The 15,162-nt window shown below is 57.2% G+C and carries 13 protein-coding genes and 3 pseudogenes; 9 read left to right on the top strand and 7 right to left on the bottom strand.

All coding sequences use genetic code 11. The features are described from left to right. Positions 1-2 precede the first annotated feature (2 nt). Entirely contained in the window at positions 3-824 is an 822-nt protein-coding gene (locus QO002_RS25555) for an alpha/beta hydrolase (RefSeq protein ID WP_307235270.1), read from the top strand. 488 nt (positions 825-1,312) lie between these two features. On the opposite strand, the gene QO002_RS25550 is transcribed toward QO002_RS25555, so the two are convergent. Both QO002_RS25550 and QO002_RS25545 read right to left on the bottom strand, forming a co-directional pair. After that, a complete protein-coding gene (locus QO002_RS25550; RefSeq protein WP_307235268.1) occupies positions 1,313-1,606 on the bottom strand; it encodes a type II toxin-antitoxin system RelE/ParE family toxin in 294 nt (97 codons plus the stop codon). After that, positions 1,603-1,911 carry a type II toxin-antitoxin system RelB/DinJ family antitoxin gene (locus QO002_RS25545; RefSeq protein WP_307235266.1) on the bottom strand — a complete coding sequence of 103 codons (309 nt, stop codon included), beginning with the start codon at positions 1,909-1,911 and terminating at the stop codon, positions 1,603-1,605. Before QO002_RS25545 ends, QO002_RS25550 begins: the two co-directional genes overlap by 4 nt. A 208-nt stretch (positions 1,912-2,119) precedes the next feature. Here QO002_RS25545 and QO002_RS25540 point away from each other — a divergent pair. Beyond that, positions 2,120-2,716: pseudogene (locus tag QO002_RS25540) on the top strand (hypothetical protein); the annotation flags it as partial. 245 nt (positions 2,717-2,961) lie between these two features. Here the strand turns inward: QO002_RS25540 and QO002_RS25535 are convergent. Next, positions 2,962-3,993, bottom strand: a complete 1,032-nt coding sequence (locus QO002_RS25535) for an IS110 family RNA-guided transposase (RefSeq protein ID WP_307235262.1) — start codon at positions 3,991-3,993, stop codon at positions 2,962-2,964. A gap of 74 nt (positions 3,994-4,067) precedes the next feature. Here QO002_RS25535 and QO002_RS25530 point away from each other — a divergent pair. Next, positions 4,068-5,824 (top strand): annotated as a pseudogene (locus QO002_RS25530) (hypothetical protein); the annotation flags it as partial. Between the two features lie 133 nt (positions 5,825-5,957). On the opposite strand, the gene QO002_RS30970 reads toward QO002_RS25530, so the two are convergent. After that, on the bottom strand, positions 5,958-6,221 hold the full coding sequence (locus tag QO002_RS30970; RefSeq protein ID WP_370878596.1) for a GMC oxidoreductase: 264 nt from the start codon (positions 6,219-6,221) through the stop codon (positions 5,958-5,960). Further along, positions 6,190-6,375: a hypothetical protein gene (locus tag QO002_RS30965; RefSeq protein WP_370878595.1), complete on the bottom strand. Its 186-nt coding sequence runs from the start codon at positions 6,373-6,375 to the stop codon at positions 6,190-6,192. The genes QO002_RS30970 and QO002_RS30965 overlap by 32 nt, the downstream gene beginning before the upstream one ends. A gap of 78 nt (positions 6,376-6,453) precedes the next feature. Between QO002_RS30965 and QO002_RS25520 the strand changes: the two are divergent. Continuing rightward, positions 6,454-6,801, top strand: a pseudogene (locus QO002_RS25520) (acyl-CoA thioesterase); the annotation flags it as partial. A 146-nt stretch (positions 6,802-6,947) separates the two neighbouring features. Here the strand turns inward: QO002_RS25520 and QO002_RS25515 are convergent. Continuing rightward, positions 6,948-7,850: a LysR substrate-binding domain-containing protein gene (locus QO002_RS25515; RefSeq protein ID WP_307235260.1), complete on the bottom strand. Its 903-nt coding sequence runs from the start codon at positions 7,848-7,850 to the stop codon at positions 6,948-6,950. Between the two features lie 143 nt (positions 7,851-7,993). On the opposite strand from QO002_RS25515, the gene QO002_RS25510 reads away from it, so the two are divergent. Next, a complete protein-coding gene (locus QO002_RS25510; RefSeq protein WP_307235258.1) occupies positions 7,994-9,247 on the top strand; it encodes an aromatic ring-hydroxylating oxygenase subunit alpha in 1,254 nt (417 codons plus the stop codon). Continuing rightward, complete coding sequence (locus QO002_RS25505; protein WP_307235256.1) at positions 9,237-10,319, top strand: FAD-binding oxidoreductase; 1,083 nt, start codon at positions 9,237-9,239, stop codon at positions 10,317-10,319. Before QO002_RS25510 ends, QO002_RS25505 begins: the two co-directional genes overlap by 11 nt. Positions 10,320-10,400: 81 nt before the next feature. Here QO002_RS25505 and QO002_RS25500 read toward each other — a convergent pair whose 3' ends face one another. Continuing rightward, positions 10,401-12,437 carry an NADH:flavin oxidoreductase gene (locus QO002_RS25500; RefSeq protein WP_307235254.1) on the bottom strand — a complete coding sequence of 679 codons (2,037 nt, stop codon included), beginning with the start codon at positions 12,435-12,437 and terminating at the stop codon, positions 10,401-10,403. A 145-nt stretch (positions 12,438-12,582) separates the two neighbouring features. Between QO002_RS25500 and QO002_RS25495 the strand changes: the two genes are divergently transcribed. The 3 genes from QO002_RS25495 (at position 12,583) to QO002_RS25485 (ending at position 15,088) form a co-directional block, all read left to right on the top strand. Continuing rightward, positions 12,583-13,212, top strand: a complete 630-nt coding sequence (locus QO002_RS25495) for a TetR/AcrR family transcriptional regulator (protein WP_307235252.1) — start codon at positions 12,583-12,585, stop codon at positions 13,210-13,212. Next, positions 13,193-14,020: a pyrroline-5-carboxylate reductase family protein gene (locus tag QO002_RS25490; RefSeq protein ID WP_307235250.1), complete on the top strand. Its 828-nt coding sequence runs from the start codon at positions 13,193-13,195 to the stop codon at positions 14,018-14,020. The genes QO002_RS25495 and QO002_RS25490 overlap by 20 nt, the downstream gene beginning before the upstream one ends. Positions 14,021-14,086: 66 nt before the next feature. After that, the gene (locus tag QO002_RS25485; protein WP_307235247.1) at positions 14,087-15,088 is read left to right on the top strand and encodes an ABC transporter substrate-binding protein; all 1,002 of its coding nucleotides are present in this window, start codon (positions 14,087-14,089) and stop codon (positions 15,086-15,088) included. The last annotated feature ends 74 nt before the right edge of the window (positions 15,089-15,162 follow it).

Genomic DNA, 15,162 nt, shown 5'->3' with positions numbered 1-15,162 from the left:
CTTTGGAAAATGACCCGTTCCGCATTCGAGCACATGTCGCCGAGTTCGACGCGATCGTCGAGGAGACTGTCGCGTCGAGCGCCCGAACCCGCGACAGGGTACCTATGGCAGCGGACGTTCAATATGGGGACGGTCCCTCCGAGACCATCGACATATTCTTCCCGGAAGGCTCACGGGAAAATCTGCCCGTCCATATGTTTATTCACGGGGGCTACTGGAGAATGTTCTCGAAACGAGACTATTCCTACGTTGCCAACACCGTGACGAATGCCGGGGCTATCGCTGTCATCGTCGACTACGCCCTGATGCCAAGTGTCCGTATGTCTGTTTTGGTTGACCAGGTGCGCCGCGCGAAGCGATGGGTGGTCGACACCATACACACGTACGGTGGCGATACGTCACGTCTGACCGTTAGCGGACACTCGGCCGGAGCTCACCTCGCAACCTTCCTGTTCAACAGGCAGGAAGAGCGGTCAGGTTTCGCTGCGGCGTTTTTGTTAGGTGGCCTTTATGATCTCAAGCCGCTTCAGAAATCATTCTTGGCTGACGAAATCGGCATCACGGATGAGGAAGTCTTGGCCTTTTCGCCGATGTTACAGACCTTTGACCGGGACTGTCGCGTGACAGTCGCGGTTGGTGCGGACGAAACTCCTCCATTTCACAAGCAGGCGAGTGATTTTGTGATGGTGCTGGAGATGCAGGGTCAGGCGGTGTCCAAGAGGTCGATTATTGGTGCCAACCATATGAGCAGCGTGCGTGACCTCGGACTTCCCACCAGTCCCACCGGCATGCTATTAAACGAGATGATCGTCAGGGCCGTTTAATAGAAATAGTAATTCGGCGACACCAGGCAGTTTGGAGTAGGGTTTGCATGTCAGTTTCCCTGATGCTGTGCGATGACAAGGTCATTGGGGCCTATCAGAGCGCTTCCCCCGCAAATTTGTGTTCGGCAACGGGCTGTCACCTTCCCTAGCTACCGAAGACTGACCGCGGTCAAAGACCTCGCCGTTTTTCAACGGCTGAGAACCAAGCGACGGGGTTCAAGTCCTAATTTTCACGCCTTGATGGGATATGGACCTCTGTGTGCTGATCTCCGCTAAGAACTGTACATTTCAATGCTGGGGTAAGTTGCGTCCGCTGGCGCCCCGGAACGCATCAGCCACCCGTATCGGCAGGCGACGCCACCTATTGCACCTTCGCGGGGATTTCAGCGCCGGTGGGCGGACAAATTCCGGAAACTGATAAGAAGCTTTTCACGCCTTGATTTGATTCGAACCAACGACTTGTTGTTTCTCAGCACCGAGAACAAAGTCTAGCTCGTTGGCAAGGTGTCTGGCCATTCCTGCGCGCCATGTAGGACGCGAAGAATACGGACCGTTGTTTCGGTAATTGCATAGGCCGCGACGTACGGCGTGCCGTTAATGACCAGTTCGCGCGTGCCGGCAATTCTGCCAACACGACCGCTCGCGGGGAAATCTATCAAGCGGCGGACGGCAGCAACGATCCGTTCGTCAACCAGAATGGCGGCTGACGGATTTTCTGCTTCTATATATGTGAAGATAGCGTCGCGATCCGATAACGCGAAGGCGGACCAGGTAAGCTTCACGACTTGCGAGCATCCACGTTAAGACGGGCCGCCGCTCGACGTTCAGCAAAAAGTGCCTCAACTTCATCATCCGAGACGTCCGGCCGAGTATCGTTCAACGCTTCAAGTACCTTGGTGCGAAACCAAGCGTCATGAGCCTCGCTGCCTGAAAGAAGCTCCAGCGGCAGCGCGCCCTCGTTGGCGGTCCGGGTGAGTAAGATACGGACCGCGTCCGATACCGTAAGCCCCATATTTCCCAGCACTGCTGAGGCACGATCCCGAACCTCGGCATCAATACGAGTTTGTACTAGTGCATTTGCAGCCATATCGATCTCCACTTTCGCTGGATCATAATGCAAATGAATGACAAATGCCATAGCTTGTAGGGCTGGTCTTCGCCATTTCTCGTCTCGTTTTAACTGCTCTTGAACACCTGCGCGGAACTGCTCACAGCCGCCGAAAAACCTTTTGTTAAATGTCCGCTCCTATTCCCGCCCGCTCTCGGCACTGGGGCCGAGAGCACGGAATAAGAGCATGGCAAAACACGATCTTTCAATTCATCACTTTCAACAAAAAATCTCGGACTTCTGCGAGGTGCGCATTGCGCCCATCGCCCCAAAGCGGGTGCTGGAAAACATTCGGCCCTATCTCATCGGTCTTGTCATCCACCGCCAGCCACCACCGATCGTGAATGGTCGCATGGACTGGACGGCCATTGGCCAGGCATGCGGGATTGAAGGCGAATTGACGGCAGAGTTGAAGAAGCAGCTGCATCCAGGTTTGGATGCGATTATCCGCTGGCTCGGAGCGGCACCTGCCACCGAGGACATACGGTCCAAAAAACCACGTGCAAAATCGCACATTACCGTTCCACGCAAGTCGGAAACCACCACGCGCTCCAGGCCGCGGCAAAATTTCTCCGACAAGACACCGGCTCCATCTCCGTCAGTGCCCAAAGGGCCACAACCGAGACCGATCAATCCTTTTCCTGAGCCATTGTTCGATACGATCGATGATCCGGCCAGCTTTCAGGATGCGCTCATTTATCAGATGCGCCGGTTCGGCGAGAGCTATTGGCAACTTTACCGCGCCGTCGTTCGCCTGGGCGAGACTTTCGATGAAAAACGTATGGCCCGCCCCGCTTGCAAGAGGATTCTACGATTTGCTGATCAGTCTGCGTCAACGTATACGGTCTCATGAGTAAGCTCATGGCCAAGATGGACATCCGCACGTTCAGAGCCCCAATAAACACTTCGGCACCCAGTGCCATTTTTTCAACCGGGCTTTCCAAACGCCGTTCGACTGTCAGGCCATCTTCACGATCCTTCCTGCAAACCTCGTTGGGCTACGCGTTTCATAGTGCGTAGCCGATCCGATTACGCAGCTATCGGGTAACTGCGGTCAAAAGCTGTTTCTTTGCGCAAGGCGGCCCACGCTATCCTTGCCAGCTTGTTTGCCAGCGCTACAATCACAGCGTTACGGTGTACGCCTCGCTCTATCATGGCCTTCAGCCATCGCCCGAGAGGCGTGTCACTCGTTGAAAGCGACGGTAATGCCGCGCGAGCACCATGAATGAGCAGAGTGCGTAAATAGGTGTTGCCCCGTTTTGATATCCCAAGCAGTCGGGGTTTACCGCCGGTACTGTACTGTCTGGGGACCAATCCGAGCCAAGCACCCAGATCCCGAGCTTTGGTGAAGCTGCTCGCATCACCCACCGCAGCGACCAGGGCCGTTGCATTGAGCACACCGATTCCAGGGATAGATGTCAGCCTGCGCATAGCGGCATCATCGCGAGCCAACTGAATAAATTCGGTATTCAAGGCTGCGATCTTCGTGTCGAGTTCGTTCCATTCTGCACGCAACTCGCCAACCAGCTGGCACAGTCGCGACGACAATACCTCATTGCTCCCTGCAAGCATGTCATCCACGCCAAGCTCGAGTTTTCGCCTCCCAACCGGAAAGATTACCCCACGCTCCAGCAGGATCGCGCGAAGCTGATTGATGAGGGTCGTTCGTTCGGTCACAAGGCGAGAACGCACGCGATGCAGCGTCTGGATGTCGAGTTGCTCCTCGCTCTTAAGATCGACAAAACGCATGGTTGGTCGAGATGCAGCTTCGGCAATACCCTCAGCATCCCGGTCGTCGTTCTTCTGGGCTTTGATATACGGGCGAACGTACTCCGGCGACATCAACCGGACCTCGTGGCCTTGTCTCGCAAACAGGCGGCCCAGATGATGGGCACCGCAGCATGCTTCCATTGCGACCACGCAAACCGGGAGCTTCGCTACGTAATCAATCAGTGTCTGGCGACGCAACGTCCGACGAGTGACTACCGCGCCGGTTGCGTCGACACCAACTACGCTGCAAGAGCTCTTGCCCAGATCAATTCCGAGGATCATTATGTTCATTGGCCCGTTCCTTTCTTCCTTTCACACGCCAGCATCATAACAGACGCTGGGGAAAGGGGCGGGCCATTCCATAAACTCTGCTGTCATGGGTTCAGGGCGAGCGCGTGCCCCGATCTCTGAAGAGCTTCGAGATCCTGTCCCGCATCGAGCGGCGATATCAATTGGTGCAAGGCTATTTCAAGGCGAAGTTGCCGCACCAATCCCGCTCCCTTTACGGCCATGATATGGGTGACATCAGTGCCGCGGAACGTCGACGACTCGCTTGGCATCTTCCGGACGATTTCAGCAGCCTGCCATTCTCCAAGCGGGAGGAAATCATCGAATGGGTGCGCCGCATGATCATCTCGGGCTCAACCGACTATCGCCGCTACCAGGCGGCGGCGATCAAACAGCGTTATGCAATTCGGTTTCCAGGCGTCATATATGGCGGAGGAGCCCTGTCACCCCGATCGCAAATCATTCCAGACAGCACGAGCCACAATACGGAAACCTTTGAAGATCCTAGTCTTCTGTCAGGCGTCGTCGATGCGCCGCCGCGGCTGGCTATGGAGATGGCCGATCTGATCCGCTTCAAGACATCGACGCTGACGGCGATCGGATTTCAACGCAACGGCGTATGGGGCGAGGAAACGGCATCGCAGAAGATCGAGCATCTCGGGCTGATGTTCGGGGCGCTCGCCGCCTCGCCCGCCGGCGTTGTCAAAGGACGCGGCGTTCCTCTCAGTCAACTGACCTTTGGCCTACTGATCTTTCCCGGCTTCTGGGATTGGTACCTGCAATGGCGCGAGCAGCGGCGTGCTTTTATACAAAGTGGGAAGAAGACATGCTGATGGTGGCAATGGCGCTGACCCGTGCCGAAGTCGGCTGGATACGCCAGCATCCAGAATTGTTGAAGAAGGTTCAGCCAATCGAAGGGCTGATCGCGCCGGAGGAGATAGAGTTTGCGGCGCGCGACTGGCACGGCGCATGCGATGCATTCCACCGGCATGCCGCCAATCGCACGAAGGAAATCCAGCGGGTCATGCGTGTGCATCGCGACCCGTTCGAGCCGATCATGGTGATCCTAGAAGCCGATAGCCCGCTCGCGGAATATCGGAAGATAACAGACGAGATCCTGAAGCGCATGCCGGACGAAAACCGTTATCCCCGACCGGCCGCAGAGGCTGTCCGTTCGTTTCTGCTGCTTCGCCTCGGCCTGCATCTGGGACTTCGCCAGAAGAACCTTCGACAGCTTCGCTTGTGCCCACGCGGGCATTTTCCGACATCAGAGCGACGGCTTGAAGACATGAAATGCGGCGAGCTGCGCTGGAGCGATCGAGAGAACGGATGGGAGGTCCTCATCCCGTCGGTCGCCTTCAAGAACTCAGCCTCATCCTTCTTCGGGCAAAAGCCGTTCCGGCTGATCCTACCGGACCTGCTCGACCTCTACAAATACCTCGAGGCCTATATCGATCGCCATCGCGGTGTGCTGCTTGGTCCGGCAAAGGATCCTGGCACCCTGTTCGTCAAGACAGTGAAGACGACCAGTCTGGACGCAGCGTACGACTCGACGAAATTCTATGAGGCTTGGCGAACCGTGATCCAACGCTATGGGATCTACAATCCCCATACCGGGCGCGGCGCCATCAAGGGGTTGCTGCCGCACGGACCGCATAATCTTCGGGATATTCTGGCAACGCGTATCCTTAAGCAGACGGGGTCGTACGAGCAAGCCAGTAATGCCATCCAGGACACACCGGATGTCGTTCAGCAGCACTACGGTCGTTTCCTGCCGCAGGACAAAGCGGCGCTTGCGGCGAAAATCCTCAATCAGGTTTGGCAAGCTGCATAGCCGGTCGGATGAATAGCTGATCTACATCGCCTATGAAGATGCGTAAACAATCTCCGCATCTGCATAGGCACTGCCGGTCGTCTTCACCTTGATGGGAACCGAACCTGCAGCACTGATAATCTAGCGCCAAATGCTAAGTCATAATCCGATGATCCTGTACGACAGTCCGCGAAACATTGTCCCTAATCAGATCGGCTGCCTTCTCTCCGATCATCATACTTGGACCGTTCGTATTGCCACTTAAAAGGACAGGCATGATAGATGAGTCGGCGACGCGCAAGCCGCGTACGCCTCTGACGCGGAGTTGCGGATCGACCACTGCCTCTTCATCAACGCCCATTTTGCACGTCCCGACCGGATGATAGTCACAGCAGGCATATTGGCGAATATAAGCCATGATATCCTCTTTGGACTTCGCATCTGGCCGGCAGACGCTCAATTTTGATATACTTCGCTATGGCTGACTGCGAGAGGATCTCGCGTGTCGTCTCGATCGACGTCAGCGACATTCTCCGATCGTATTCGTCACCATGGTAGTTCGGGATTACCAATGGCTCATCGGCAGCGTTACCAGAACGAAGCGATATGGAGCCAATACTCTTAGGCCGTGACCGCTCTGCGATCCTGCTGGAATTGTTTCCTATCCCCGCTATGTTGAGATGCTAAACGCGACCGTCGAGGATTGGTTTGCAAAGGTGGTCGGCACAAGTTTCGCTGAAATCCATGTGACAAACAGAACGGCGATCCCCGTTGTTTCTCTTTCCATCGATTTTCGTCAGGTCAGTCGACTTGGCGAAATATTGAGCTTCGCGCTTGCGGTGGACCGGATTGGAAAAACCAGCGTCACACTTCTGATCAATGCAGAGAGTAACGACGAAGTTCGCTTGGAAGCGAGGCTCACCCTTGTCCATATTAGCTTAGAAGACTATCGGCCAAGAATCTGGTCAGATGAGATGAAAATTGCGATGGCAAAATGAGCATCTGAAGGTCTCGCGCCTTGAAAGGTATCGAACCTACGATCCAGTTGATGTAGTAAAAACCAATATTTAGAAAATCGATGTGGTTCTCGTAGAACGTTACAAAAGGTTGGGGCATGGTCGTGTAGTTTCGACCACTCAGGCTATCAAACAGCAACAGCACGAAGCCACTCTATGAAGAATTGAACAGTCTCCTTCTGGCGTTTGCGGGTCGGCACAACTACAAAATAGGCAGCGCGGGGGCGGATGGACACATCAGCAAGGCGCACCAGCCGATTTTGCTGAAGCAGGTCGCCGACGAGGCGGCTCCATCCAAGCGCGACGCCCTGGCCGTTCATCGCGGCATATATAGCCTCGGTGTAGAAACTGCATCGAAGACCACGGCCTTTCTTGGGAACCTTGACAGAGAAGGCTGCGAGCCATTCCTCCCAGCCTGTCCACGTGGGATCGTCCGTGTCGCTCGAAATCAGCGGATGGCTGACAAGATCATCTGGCACAACAACCGGAGAATTCGCAAGCGCGTATTCCGCGCTGCAGATCGGAAAAACCTCATCGTCAAAGAGCAGTTCGGCCTGACCGTCCGACCATGTTCCCATTCCATAGCGGATGGCCAAATCCACATCGTTTACATCGAGGCGCGTTCTCGCGTCCTGCGTGATGATGCGAAGCTTGACGGCAGGATGGGCCCGAGCGAATGCCGCAATTCTTGGCATCAGCCAGAAGTGCGAAAACGAAATCGTGGCCGAAATCGCCAGTTCGTCATCCGGACCTTCGGCATTCAGCTCCGTTACCGTGTCGGCAATGAGGTTGAATGCTTCGCCCGTTGCTGTCGAAAGCAGCCTGCCCTTTTCCGTCAGTTCGATCCTGCGATGAAGCCGATGAAACAGGGGGAAGCCGAAATCCTCCTCCAACAGATGGATTTGTCGACTGACGGCCGCCTGGGTTACGCCAAGTTCGGCAGCCGCCCGCGTGAAGCTGGATAAACGGGCGGCTGCTTCGAATGCCGTCAGCGCTGTCAAAGGCGGGAGCTTTTTTCTTAGATTTGCCAACGCGATCTCACTTATCTTCCAATCATATTCGCATTACTTTGGGTAATGTCAAACATGTATATTTGTGCCGTTGAACGCCGGTGTCGCTGCAATACACTGCCCTGCAATAACCTCGAATTCCGACGAAAACATAAGGTGGAATCATGCTGCAGACATTCGCGTCTTCGATCTCGTCGCTTTTGGACGCGAGAGCTCTGGGGCACTCACTCCCGGCGGGCCTTTATACCAGGGAAGACGTTTTCGAGGCCGATCTTGACGTGTTCTTCCGCCGGCACTGGATCTGCATCGGTCTTGAGTGCGACGTGCCCGAAGCGGGTGACGCGACGGTGATCGACATCGGCAAGACGAGCCTTATACTTCTGCGCGACGATGACGGGCAGATCCGGGTTGTGCACAATGTCTGTCGTCACCGCGGCTCGCGACTGCTGGATGCGGGAAAGACGATCGTGTCCAAGCTCGTCTGTCCCTACCACACGTGGACCTATGAGCTGACGGGCGAACTCAGCCATGCACCGCACATGGGCAAGGGCTTCGACAAGGAATGTCGAAGCCTCAAGCCGGTGACGTTAAAGTCGATCGGCGGCCTGATCTACATCTGCCTGTCCGAACATCCGCCGGAAGACATCGGGCACCTCGAGCATGTCATGGCAGAGCGACTTGCGCCCTATGACGTCCGCAATGCCAAGGTTGCCTACGAAACCGACGTGATCGAGCATGGCAACTGGAAGCTCACGATCGAGAACAACCGGGAATGCTACCACTGTTCCGCCAACCATCCCGAACTTTGCGTTTCCTTCGTCGATCTCGATTTCGGCTTCGATCCTGAGACGCTGAGCCCCGACGATCGCGCCCAAGCGGAAGAACATTTTGAGCTCTACGCCAAGCGGACGGAGCAATGGGAAAACGACGGCTACCCGTCGGCAGCTGTCGAGCAGCTGGTCTTTTGCTCGACAAACTTTCGCACGCAGCGGCTGATTATTTCCGGCGCAGGCGAATCCCAGACACCGGATGCCACCGCAGCCTCGGCGAAACTGCTGGGCTCTATAACCCGGAAGGATCTTGGCGACACCCATCTGTGGGGCCACAACAGCTGGAAGCATTTCATGGGCGATCACGCCGTCGTCTCGACCATCATTCCACTTTCGGCGGACACGACACTTGTGCGAACCAAATGGCTGGTCCACAAGGATGCCGTCGAGGGCGTAGACTACGATCTTGAGAAACTGACCAGCGTCTGGGTGGCGACCACCGACCAGGATGCCGAACTTGTTGCCCGCAACCATGCCGGCGTCGAGGACCCAGCCTACATTCCCGGTCCCTATTCGCCCTTCACCGAAACCAACCTCGACAAGTTCGCGACATGGTACATCGACCGGATGCGCGCCCATGGATACTAAAAAAAGCGCTTTTCCTGCCGCCGGAAAGCTTGCGGCCCTCTGGAACCGCGATATCGATGAAGATCTAATCTGTGTCGATATCCATCAGGAAACCCATGACGTGAAGACGTTCACCTTCGCTTCCCCGGAGGGAAAGCGCTTCGCATTCTGGGCCGGCCAATACTTCCTGTTCGATCTGGATATCGGCGGTGAGCCGGAAAGCCGCTGCTACAGCATCTCGTCCTCCCCCTGTCGGGCCCAGGCATTTTCGGTGACGGTCAAACGCGTTGCCGGCGGTAGGATTTCGACCTGGCTTCACGACAACCTTGCAGTCAATTCCAGGCTGAAGGCAAACGGCCCTCTCGGCCACTTCATCCGACCGGCGGCAAAGAAATACTTGCTCCTGTCGGGTGGCTCGGGCATCACGCCGGTCATGTCGATGGTCAGGGAACTGGCGGATACGTGTGAACCCGTCGATGTTATCTTCCTGCATGCAGCACGGACGCCGAAAGATCTGGTTTTCCGCGAGGAGCTGTCCGGCCTCGCTAGCCGGATGAAAGGCCTTCGCCTGCAGTTTCTGCCGGAATCCGTCTCCGGCGAACCCCAGTGGTCCGGCCTGACGGGGCGCCTATCCGGCGACTACATGCGGCTTGCCGTGCCCGATATTGCCGAACGCGTAGTCCTTTGTTGCGGCCCCGCACCCTTCATGGCCGCAGCCCGCGCAATCACGGCCGACCTCGGTGTGCCGCCATCGAACTATATCGAGGAGAGCTTCGATGCGGCTGTTATCGACGACATCGACCTCCCGGTTGCCGAAGAGGCCAAGACGCGTACTTTCCAGGTCGAGTTTTCCAAACAGTCTCGTAAGATAGAGGTTTCCGGCGAGCAGACCGTGCTCGCCTGCGCGAAGAAATCGGGCGTAAAGCTGCCCTCCTCCTGCTCGAATGGCGTGTGCGGAACCTGCAAATCAAAGTTGCTTTCCGGCACGGTGGACATGAACCACAATGGCGGCATCCGGCAGCGGGAAATCGATGCCGGTCTTTTCCTGCCCTGCTGTTCGAAGCCGTTGAGCGATCTGGTCATCGATCGCTAGCAAACGGGATCAACACCACCGCGGCCCAAGAGTTGTCGGGCCGCGTTATTGTTTGTGCAATGCGTGGGCGCACGGCCATCTTCAGATATCCTTGGCCAGACGCAGCGCATCATAGATCGCCGCATGCGTGTTGCGGGCCGCAACCGCATCGCCAATGCGGAACAACTGATAGGTGCCTTCCGCGTTGCGCTCCACCGTCTGCGGTGCGCCGCTGATGAGATGATCATAGGAAACTTCGCCGAGGTTTTTTGAACCGGGCTTCAGTTCGAAGTACAGATCGTCCAGCGGGATGGTGCCATGATTGATGACGATCTGATCGACCACCCGCTGCTTTTCAACGCCGCCATACTCGCTGCCGATATGAGCTATGATCTGATTGCCGCTCTTTTCCGCCGCTTCCAGCCGGTATGTGACGGTGAAGGTGGTATCGAGCTTCTGCAGCGAGCGCATATAAGGCACGAGGTTCATCGCCATGACTTCCGGAGCAAAGGAGCGATCCGGGGTCATGATCTCGACCTTGGCGCCAGCTTTGGCGATAAACTCTGCAGCCTGCAGGCCGGCATGGTCGCCAGCATCGTCGAAGATCAGCACGTTGGTCCCGGGCTTCACGTCGCCGGAGATGATATCCCAGGACGAGACGACAAGCTCATTACCGTTCGTGAGCACATCCGTGTGCGGCAGGCCGCCGGTGGCGATGATGACGACATCCGGCTTTTCAGCGGCGATCGTGTCTGCCTCCGCCCACGTGTTAAAGTGGAAGGTTACGCCGCGTTTTTCACACTGGCTCATGCGCCAGTCGATAATGCCGATCATCTCGCGCCGACGCTCGCTTTGCGCCGTCAGACGGATTTGGCCGCCAGCACTGTTCTGGGCCTCGAAGACCACGACCTCATGCCCACGTTCCGCGGACACGCGGGCAGCTTCGAGTCCGGCCGGGCCTGCACCGACGATCACCACCTTCTTGCGTACATCCGCCTTCGGAATCTGGTGTGGCATCGTTTCTTCGCGGCCGGTGGCCGCATTGTGGATGCAAAAAGCGAGACCGCCCTGATAGATTCGATCGAGGCAGTAGTTTGCGCCGACGCAGGGGCGGATGTCGTCCTCGCGCTTCTCGATGATCTTGCGGAGGATATGCGGGTCGGTCATGTGGGCGCGTGTCATGCCGATCATGTCGACCTTGCCGGCGGCGATCGCATGACGGGCAGTGGCGACATCCTGAATTTTCGCCGCGTGGAAGGTCGGGAATTTGGTGGCGGCGCGGATATCGCCGGCGAAATCCAGATGCGGTGCGCTTGCCATGCCCTGGATCGGAATGACGTCGGTCAGGCCCGGATCCGTGTCGATATGACCGCGGATGACGTTGAGATAATCGATGAGGCCGCTTTCCTTCAGGCGACGGGAGAGTTCCAGACCCTCGGCCTTGTCCGTCCCGCCGGGAAGACATTCATCCGCCGTATAACGAACACCCAGGATGAAATCGTCGCCAACCCGTTCGCGCATCGCCTTGAAGACGTCAAGACAGAAGCGCAGGCGATTGTCGAGCGAACCGCCATAGGGGCCATCAAGTTCGTTGGTGAGCGGCGAGGTGAACTGGTCGATCAGGTGGCCGTAGGCTTCGAGCTCGACGCCATCCATGCCGCCCGCCTTCATGCGCTCGGCCGCATCGGCAAAATCCTTGATGATGCGCTCGATGTCCCAGTCTTCAATCTTCTTGGGAAACGCCCGGTGCGCCGCCTCGCGATGATGAGACGGCGCCAGAACCGGCAGCCAATCGCCCTTGTCCCAGCGCGTGCGCCGGCCAAGATGGGTGAGCTGGATCATGATCGCTGCACCCTCTTCATGCACTGCATCCGTCATTTCCCGGATCCACGGCACGATCTCGTCCTTGTAGGCGAGCAGGTTGTTGAAGACCGGAGGGCTGTCCTTCGAAACGGCAGCAGAACCCGCCGTCATCGTCATCGCCACGCCGCCTTTTGCCCGCTCCACCGTATAGGCGCGGTAACGGCCCTTCGGCATTCCATCTTCGGGATAGGCCGGTTCGTGCGACGTGACGATAATACGGTTACGAAGGGTCAGATGCTTTAGCTGGTAGGGCTGAAGGAGAGGATCGTTCGACATGCCACGGCTCCGGTTTAAGGGCTTTAGTGAGAAGCGTAAGAGAAAATGTACATAAGTGTCAACGATCAAAACACAACAGTCTTGAATATGGACATATCTGTACATTTCCCTTGTCACGCATCCATCCATTTGTTAGGAGGCAATCATGGAACAGGCGATAAGTGAAAGCGGCTGGCGTGGTTCCCAGGAAGGGTGGCTGGAAGCTGCCTACGATTCCTTGCTCGATTCCGGCGTGGATTCGGTCAAAATCCTTCCGCTGGCCAAGCGGCTCAATCTCTCCCGCACCAGCTTCTATTGGTTCTTCAAGGATCGCGAGGAATTGTTGGGCGCGCTCGTCGCGCGCTGGAGGGAAAAGAACACCGGCAACCTCGTGAAACAGTCCGAAGCCTATGCGGAGTCTCTTGCCGAGGCGATGCTGAACGTCTTCGACTGCTGGGTGAGCCGGCAATTGTTCGATTCCCAATTCGAATTTGCAGTGCGCAGCTGGGCCCTGCAATCGTCTGACATTCTCGCCGAAGTGCAGGCAGCAGACCAGACGAGAATGGAAGCACTCGGCCGCATGTTCATGCGGTTCGGTCATGACGAAAGCTCTGCAGATGTTCGCGCACGGACGACCTATCTGGTGCAGATCGGCTACATCTCCATGCAATCCAGCGAAGATCTCGCGCTGCGCATGAAGCGAATTCCCGAATACATCGCGATTTATACCGGCCAGATTCCCCAGCAGAGAGAACTCGATCGCTTCTTCGCACGGCATGGATACAACCCGGAATGAGGGCAAAGTGGGTACAGGGACTGGCTTGAGGATTGGCGTGATCGGTGGCGCGGGCTGGCTTGGTGGTGCCCTTGCCGGTGCCATGCTGGATGCTGGCGTCGTCGAGCCCCAAAATCTCTCGCTGTCCTACCGCAGTCGCCGTCCTGACCATTCTCCTGCCTCCTTCTGGACCACGGACAATCAGGCCCTCACCGACCGCTCGGACGTTGTCATTCTCTCGGTTCGTCCTGCCGACTGGACGGGCCTGAAGGTGAATGCCGAAGGCAAGCTTGTCATCTCCCTCATGGCGGGCATCCGCCTGAGTGCGCTTTGTGACCGTCACCAAACCACACGCGCGGTTCGCACGCTGCCCAATGCCGCCGCTGAAGTTCGCCGGTCCTACACGCCCTGGATTGCGGCAGACGGCGTCGAGGCTGCGGATAAAGACCTCGTTGGCGCGATCTTTGATACGTGCGGCGTTCAGGAGGAGGTTCGAACCGAAGCCGATATCGATTATCTCACAGGCCTCACCGGCTCCGGCCCCGCCTTTCCCGCCCTGCTCGCCGAAGCAATGATGCTCGATGCCATGAGGCATGGCCTAGACCGGCAGGTGGCCCAGCGCGCCGTCAACACGTTGATCATCGGCGCCGGGAGGCTACTGGAACAGCGGGACGACTGTCCCACCGATACGGTCCAGACCTTTCTCGATTACCGCGGCACCACAGCGGCAGCGATCGAAGAAATGCGTGAAGCCGGCCTCGACACTGCGGTATCGCGAGGGTTGACGGCGGCATTCCAGAAAACGGTCAGCATGGGAGAAACCTCCTAGCTCCGTCAAAGGCGGGTTTTGCGGCGCCCCGTCCCTCGAAAAGCCGCACAAGAAAAGGGAACGACAATGAAGAGGTTGCTAGCATCGAGTGCGCTTATATTTGGGGTATTTTCCGGAGTTTCGTTTGCGAGTGCTGCCGAGTGCGGCAGTATCACGATTGCCAGCATGAACTGGCAGAGTGCAGAGGTGATCTCCAATCTTGACAAGATCATACTGAACGAAGGTTACGGCTGCAGCGCCGAGATCACCGTGGGCGACACGGTTCCGACCATCACCTCAATGGCCGAGAAGGGCGAGCCGGATATCGCACCGGAAGCCTGGGTCGACCTTCTTCCGGATGTGGTCAAGAAGGGTACGGACGAAGGCCGCATCGTCAAGGTCGGCTCGCCGCTGCCCGATGGCGGCGTCCAGGGCTGGTGGATCCCGAAGTATCTCGCTGACGCCCATCCCGATATCAAGACTATCGGCGACGCGCTGAAGCATCCCGAACTGTTCCCCGATCCGGAAGATCCGTCCAAGGGCGCGATCTATAACGGTCCTCAAGGCTGGGGCGGCACGGTCGTCACCGCACAGTTCTACAAGGCCTTCGAGGCCGAGAAGGCCGGCTTCACACTGGTCGATACCGGCTCCGCGGCCGGGCTCGATGGCTCGATCGCCAAGGCCTACGAGCGCAAGGAAGGCTGGGTCGGCTACTACTGGGCGCCGACGGCGCTGCTCGGCAAATACGAGATGGTCAAACTCGAATACGGCGTCGAGGCCAATCCGGACGAATGGAAGCGCTGCAACACCGTTGCCGATTGCACCGATCCCAAGCCGAATGCCTGGCCGATCGATACCATCGTAACGCTGGTGGCCAAGCCCTTCTCAGAGAAGGCCGGCCCCGAAGTCATGGACTATCTCGGCAAGCGCTCCTGGAGCAACCACACGCTCGGCCAGCTGATGTCCTGGATGACCGACAACCAGGCAAGCGGCGAAGATGGCGCCAAGCACTTCCTCGAAGAGAACAAGGACGTCTGGAAGACCTGGGTGACACCAGAAGCCGCCGAGAAGATCGAACGGTCGCTCTGATCTGAACCGACCGACATCATGCGATGCGCCTTCGGCGCATCGCACCATTCACCGCCGAAACAAGAAAAAACAGA

The organism is Pararhizobium capsulatum DSM 1112, from assembly GCF_030814475.1.
Classification (GTDB): domain Bacteria; phylum Pseudomonadota; class Alphaproteobacteria; order Rhizobiales; family Rhizobiaceae; genus Pararhizobium; species Pararhizobium capsulatum.
Note: the sequence above shows the minus strand (reverse complement) of the source record. Positions and strands in the feature narration are given on the sequence as shown.

Coding starts and splice junctions, on each gene's coding strand:
- QO002_RS25545 (WP_307235266.1), bottom strand. CDS start 1,911: ATGGCTGCAAATGCACTAGTACAAACTCGTATTGATGCCGAGGTTCGG.
- QO002_RS25535 (WP_307235262.1), bottom strand. CDS start 3,993: ATGAACATAATGATCCTCGGAATTGATCTGGGCAAGAGCTCTTGCAGC.
- QO002_RS30970 (WP_370878596.1), bottom strand. CDS start 6,221: ATGGCTTATATTCGCCAATATGCCTGCTGTGACTATCATCCGGTCGGG.
- QO002_RS25510 (WP_307235258.1), top strand. CDS start 7,994: ATGCTGCAGACATTCGCGTCTTCGATCTCGTCGCTTTTGGACGCGAGA.
- QO002_RS25505 (WP_307235256.1), top strand. CDS start 9,237: ATGGATACTAAAAAAAGCGCTTTTCCTGCCGCCGGAAAGCTTGCGGCC.
- QO002_RS25500 (WP_307235254.1), bottom strand. CDS start 12,437: ATGTCGAACGATCCTCTCCTTCAGCCCTACCAGCTAAAGCATCTGACC.
- QO002_RS25495 (WP_307235252.1), top strand. CDS start 12,583: ATGGAACAGGCGATAAGTGAAAGCGGCTGGCGTGGTTCCCAGGAAGGG.
- QO002_RS25490 (WP_307235250.1), top strand. CDS start 13,193: ATGGATACAACCCGGAATGAGGGCAAAGTGGGTACAGGGACTGGCTTG.
- QO002_RS25485 (WP_307235247.1), top strand. CDS start 14,087: ATGAAGAGGTTGCTAGCATCGAGTGCGCTTATATTTGGGGTATTTTCC.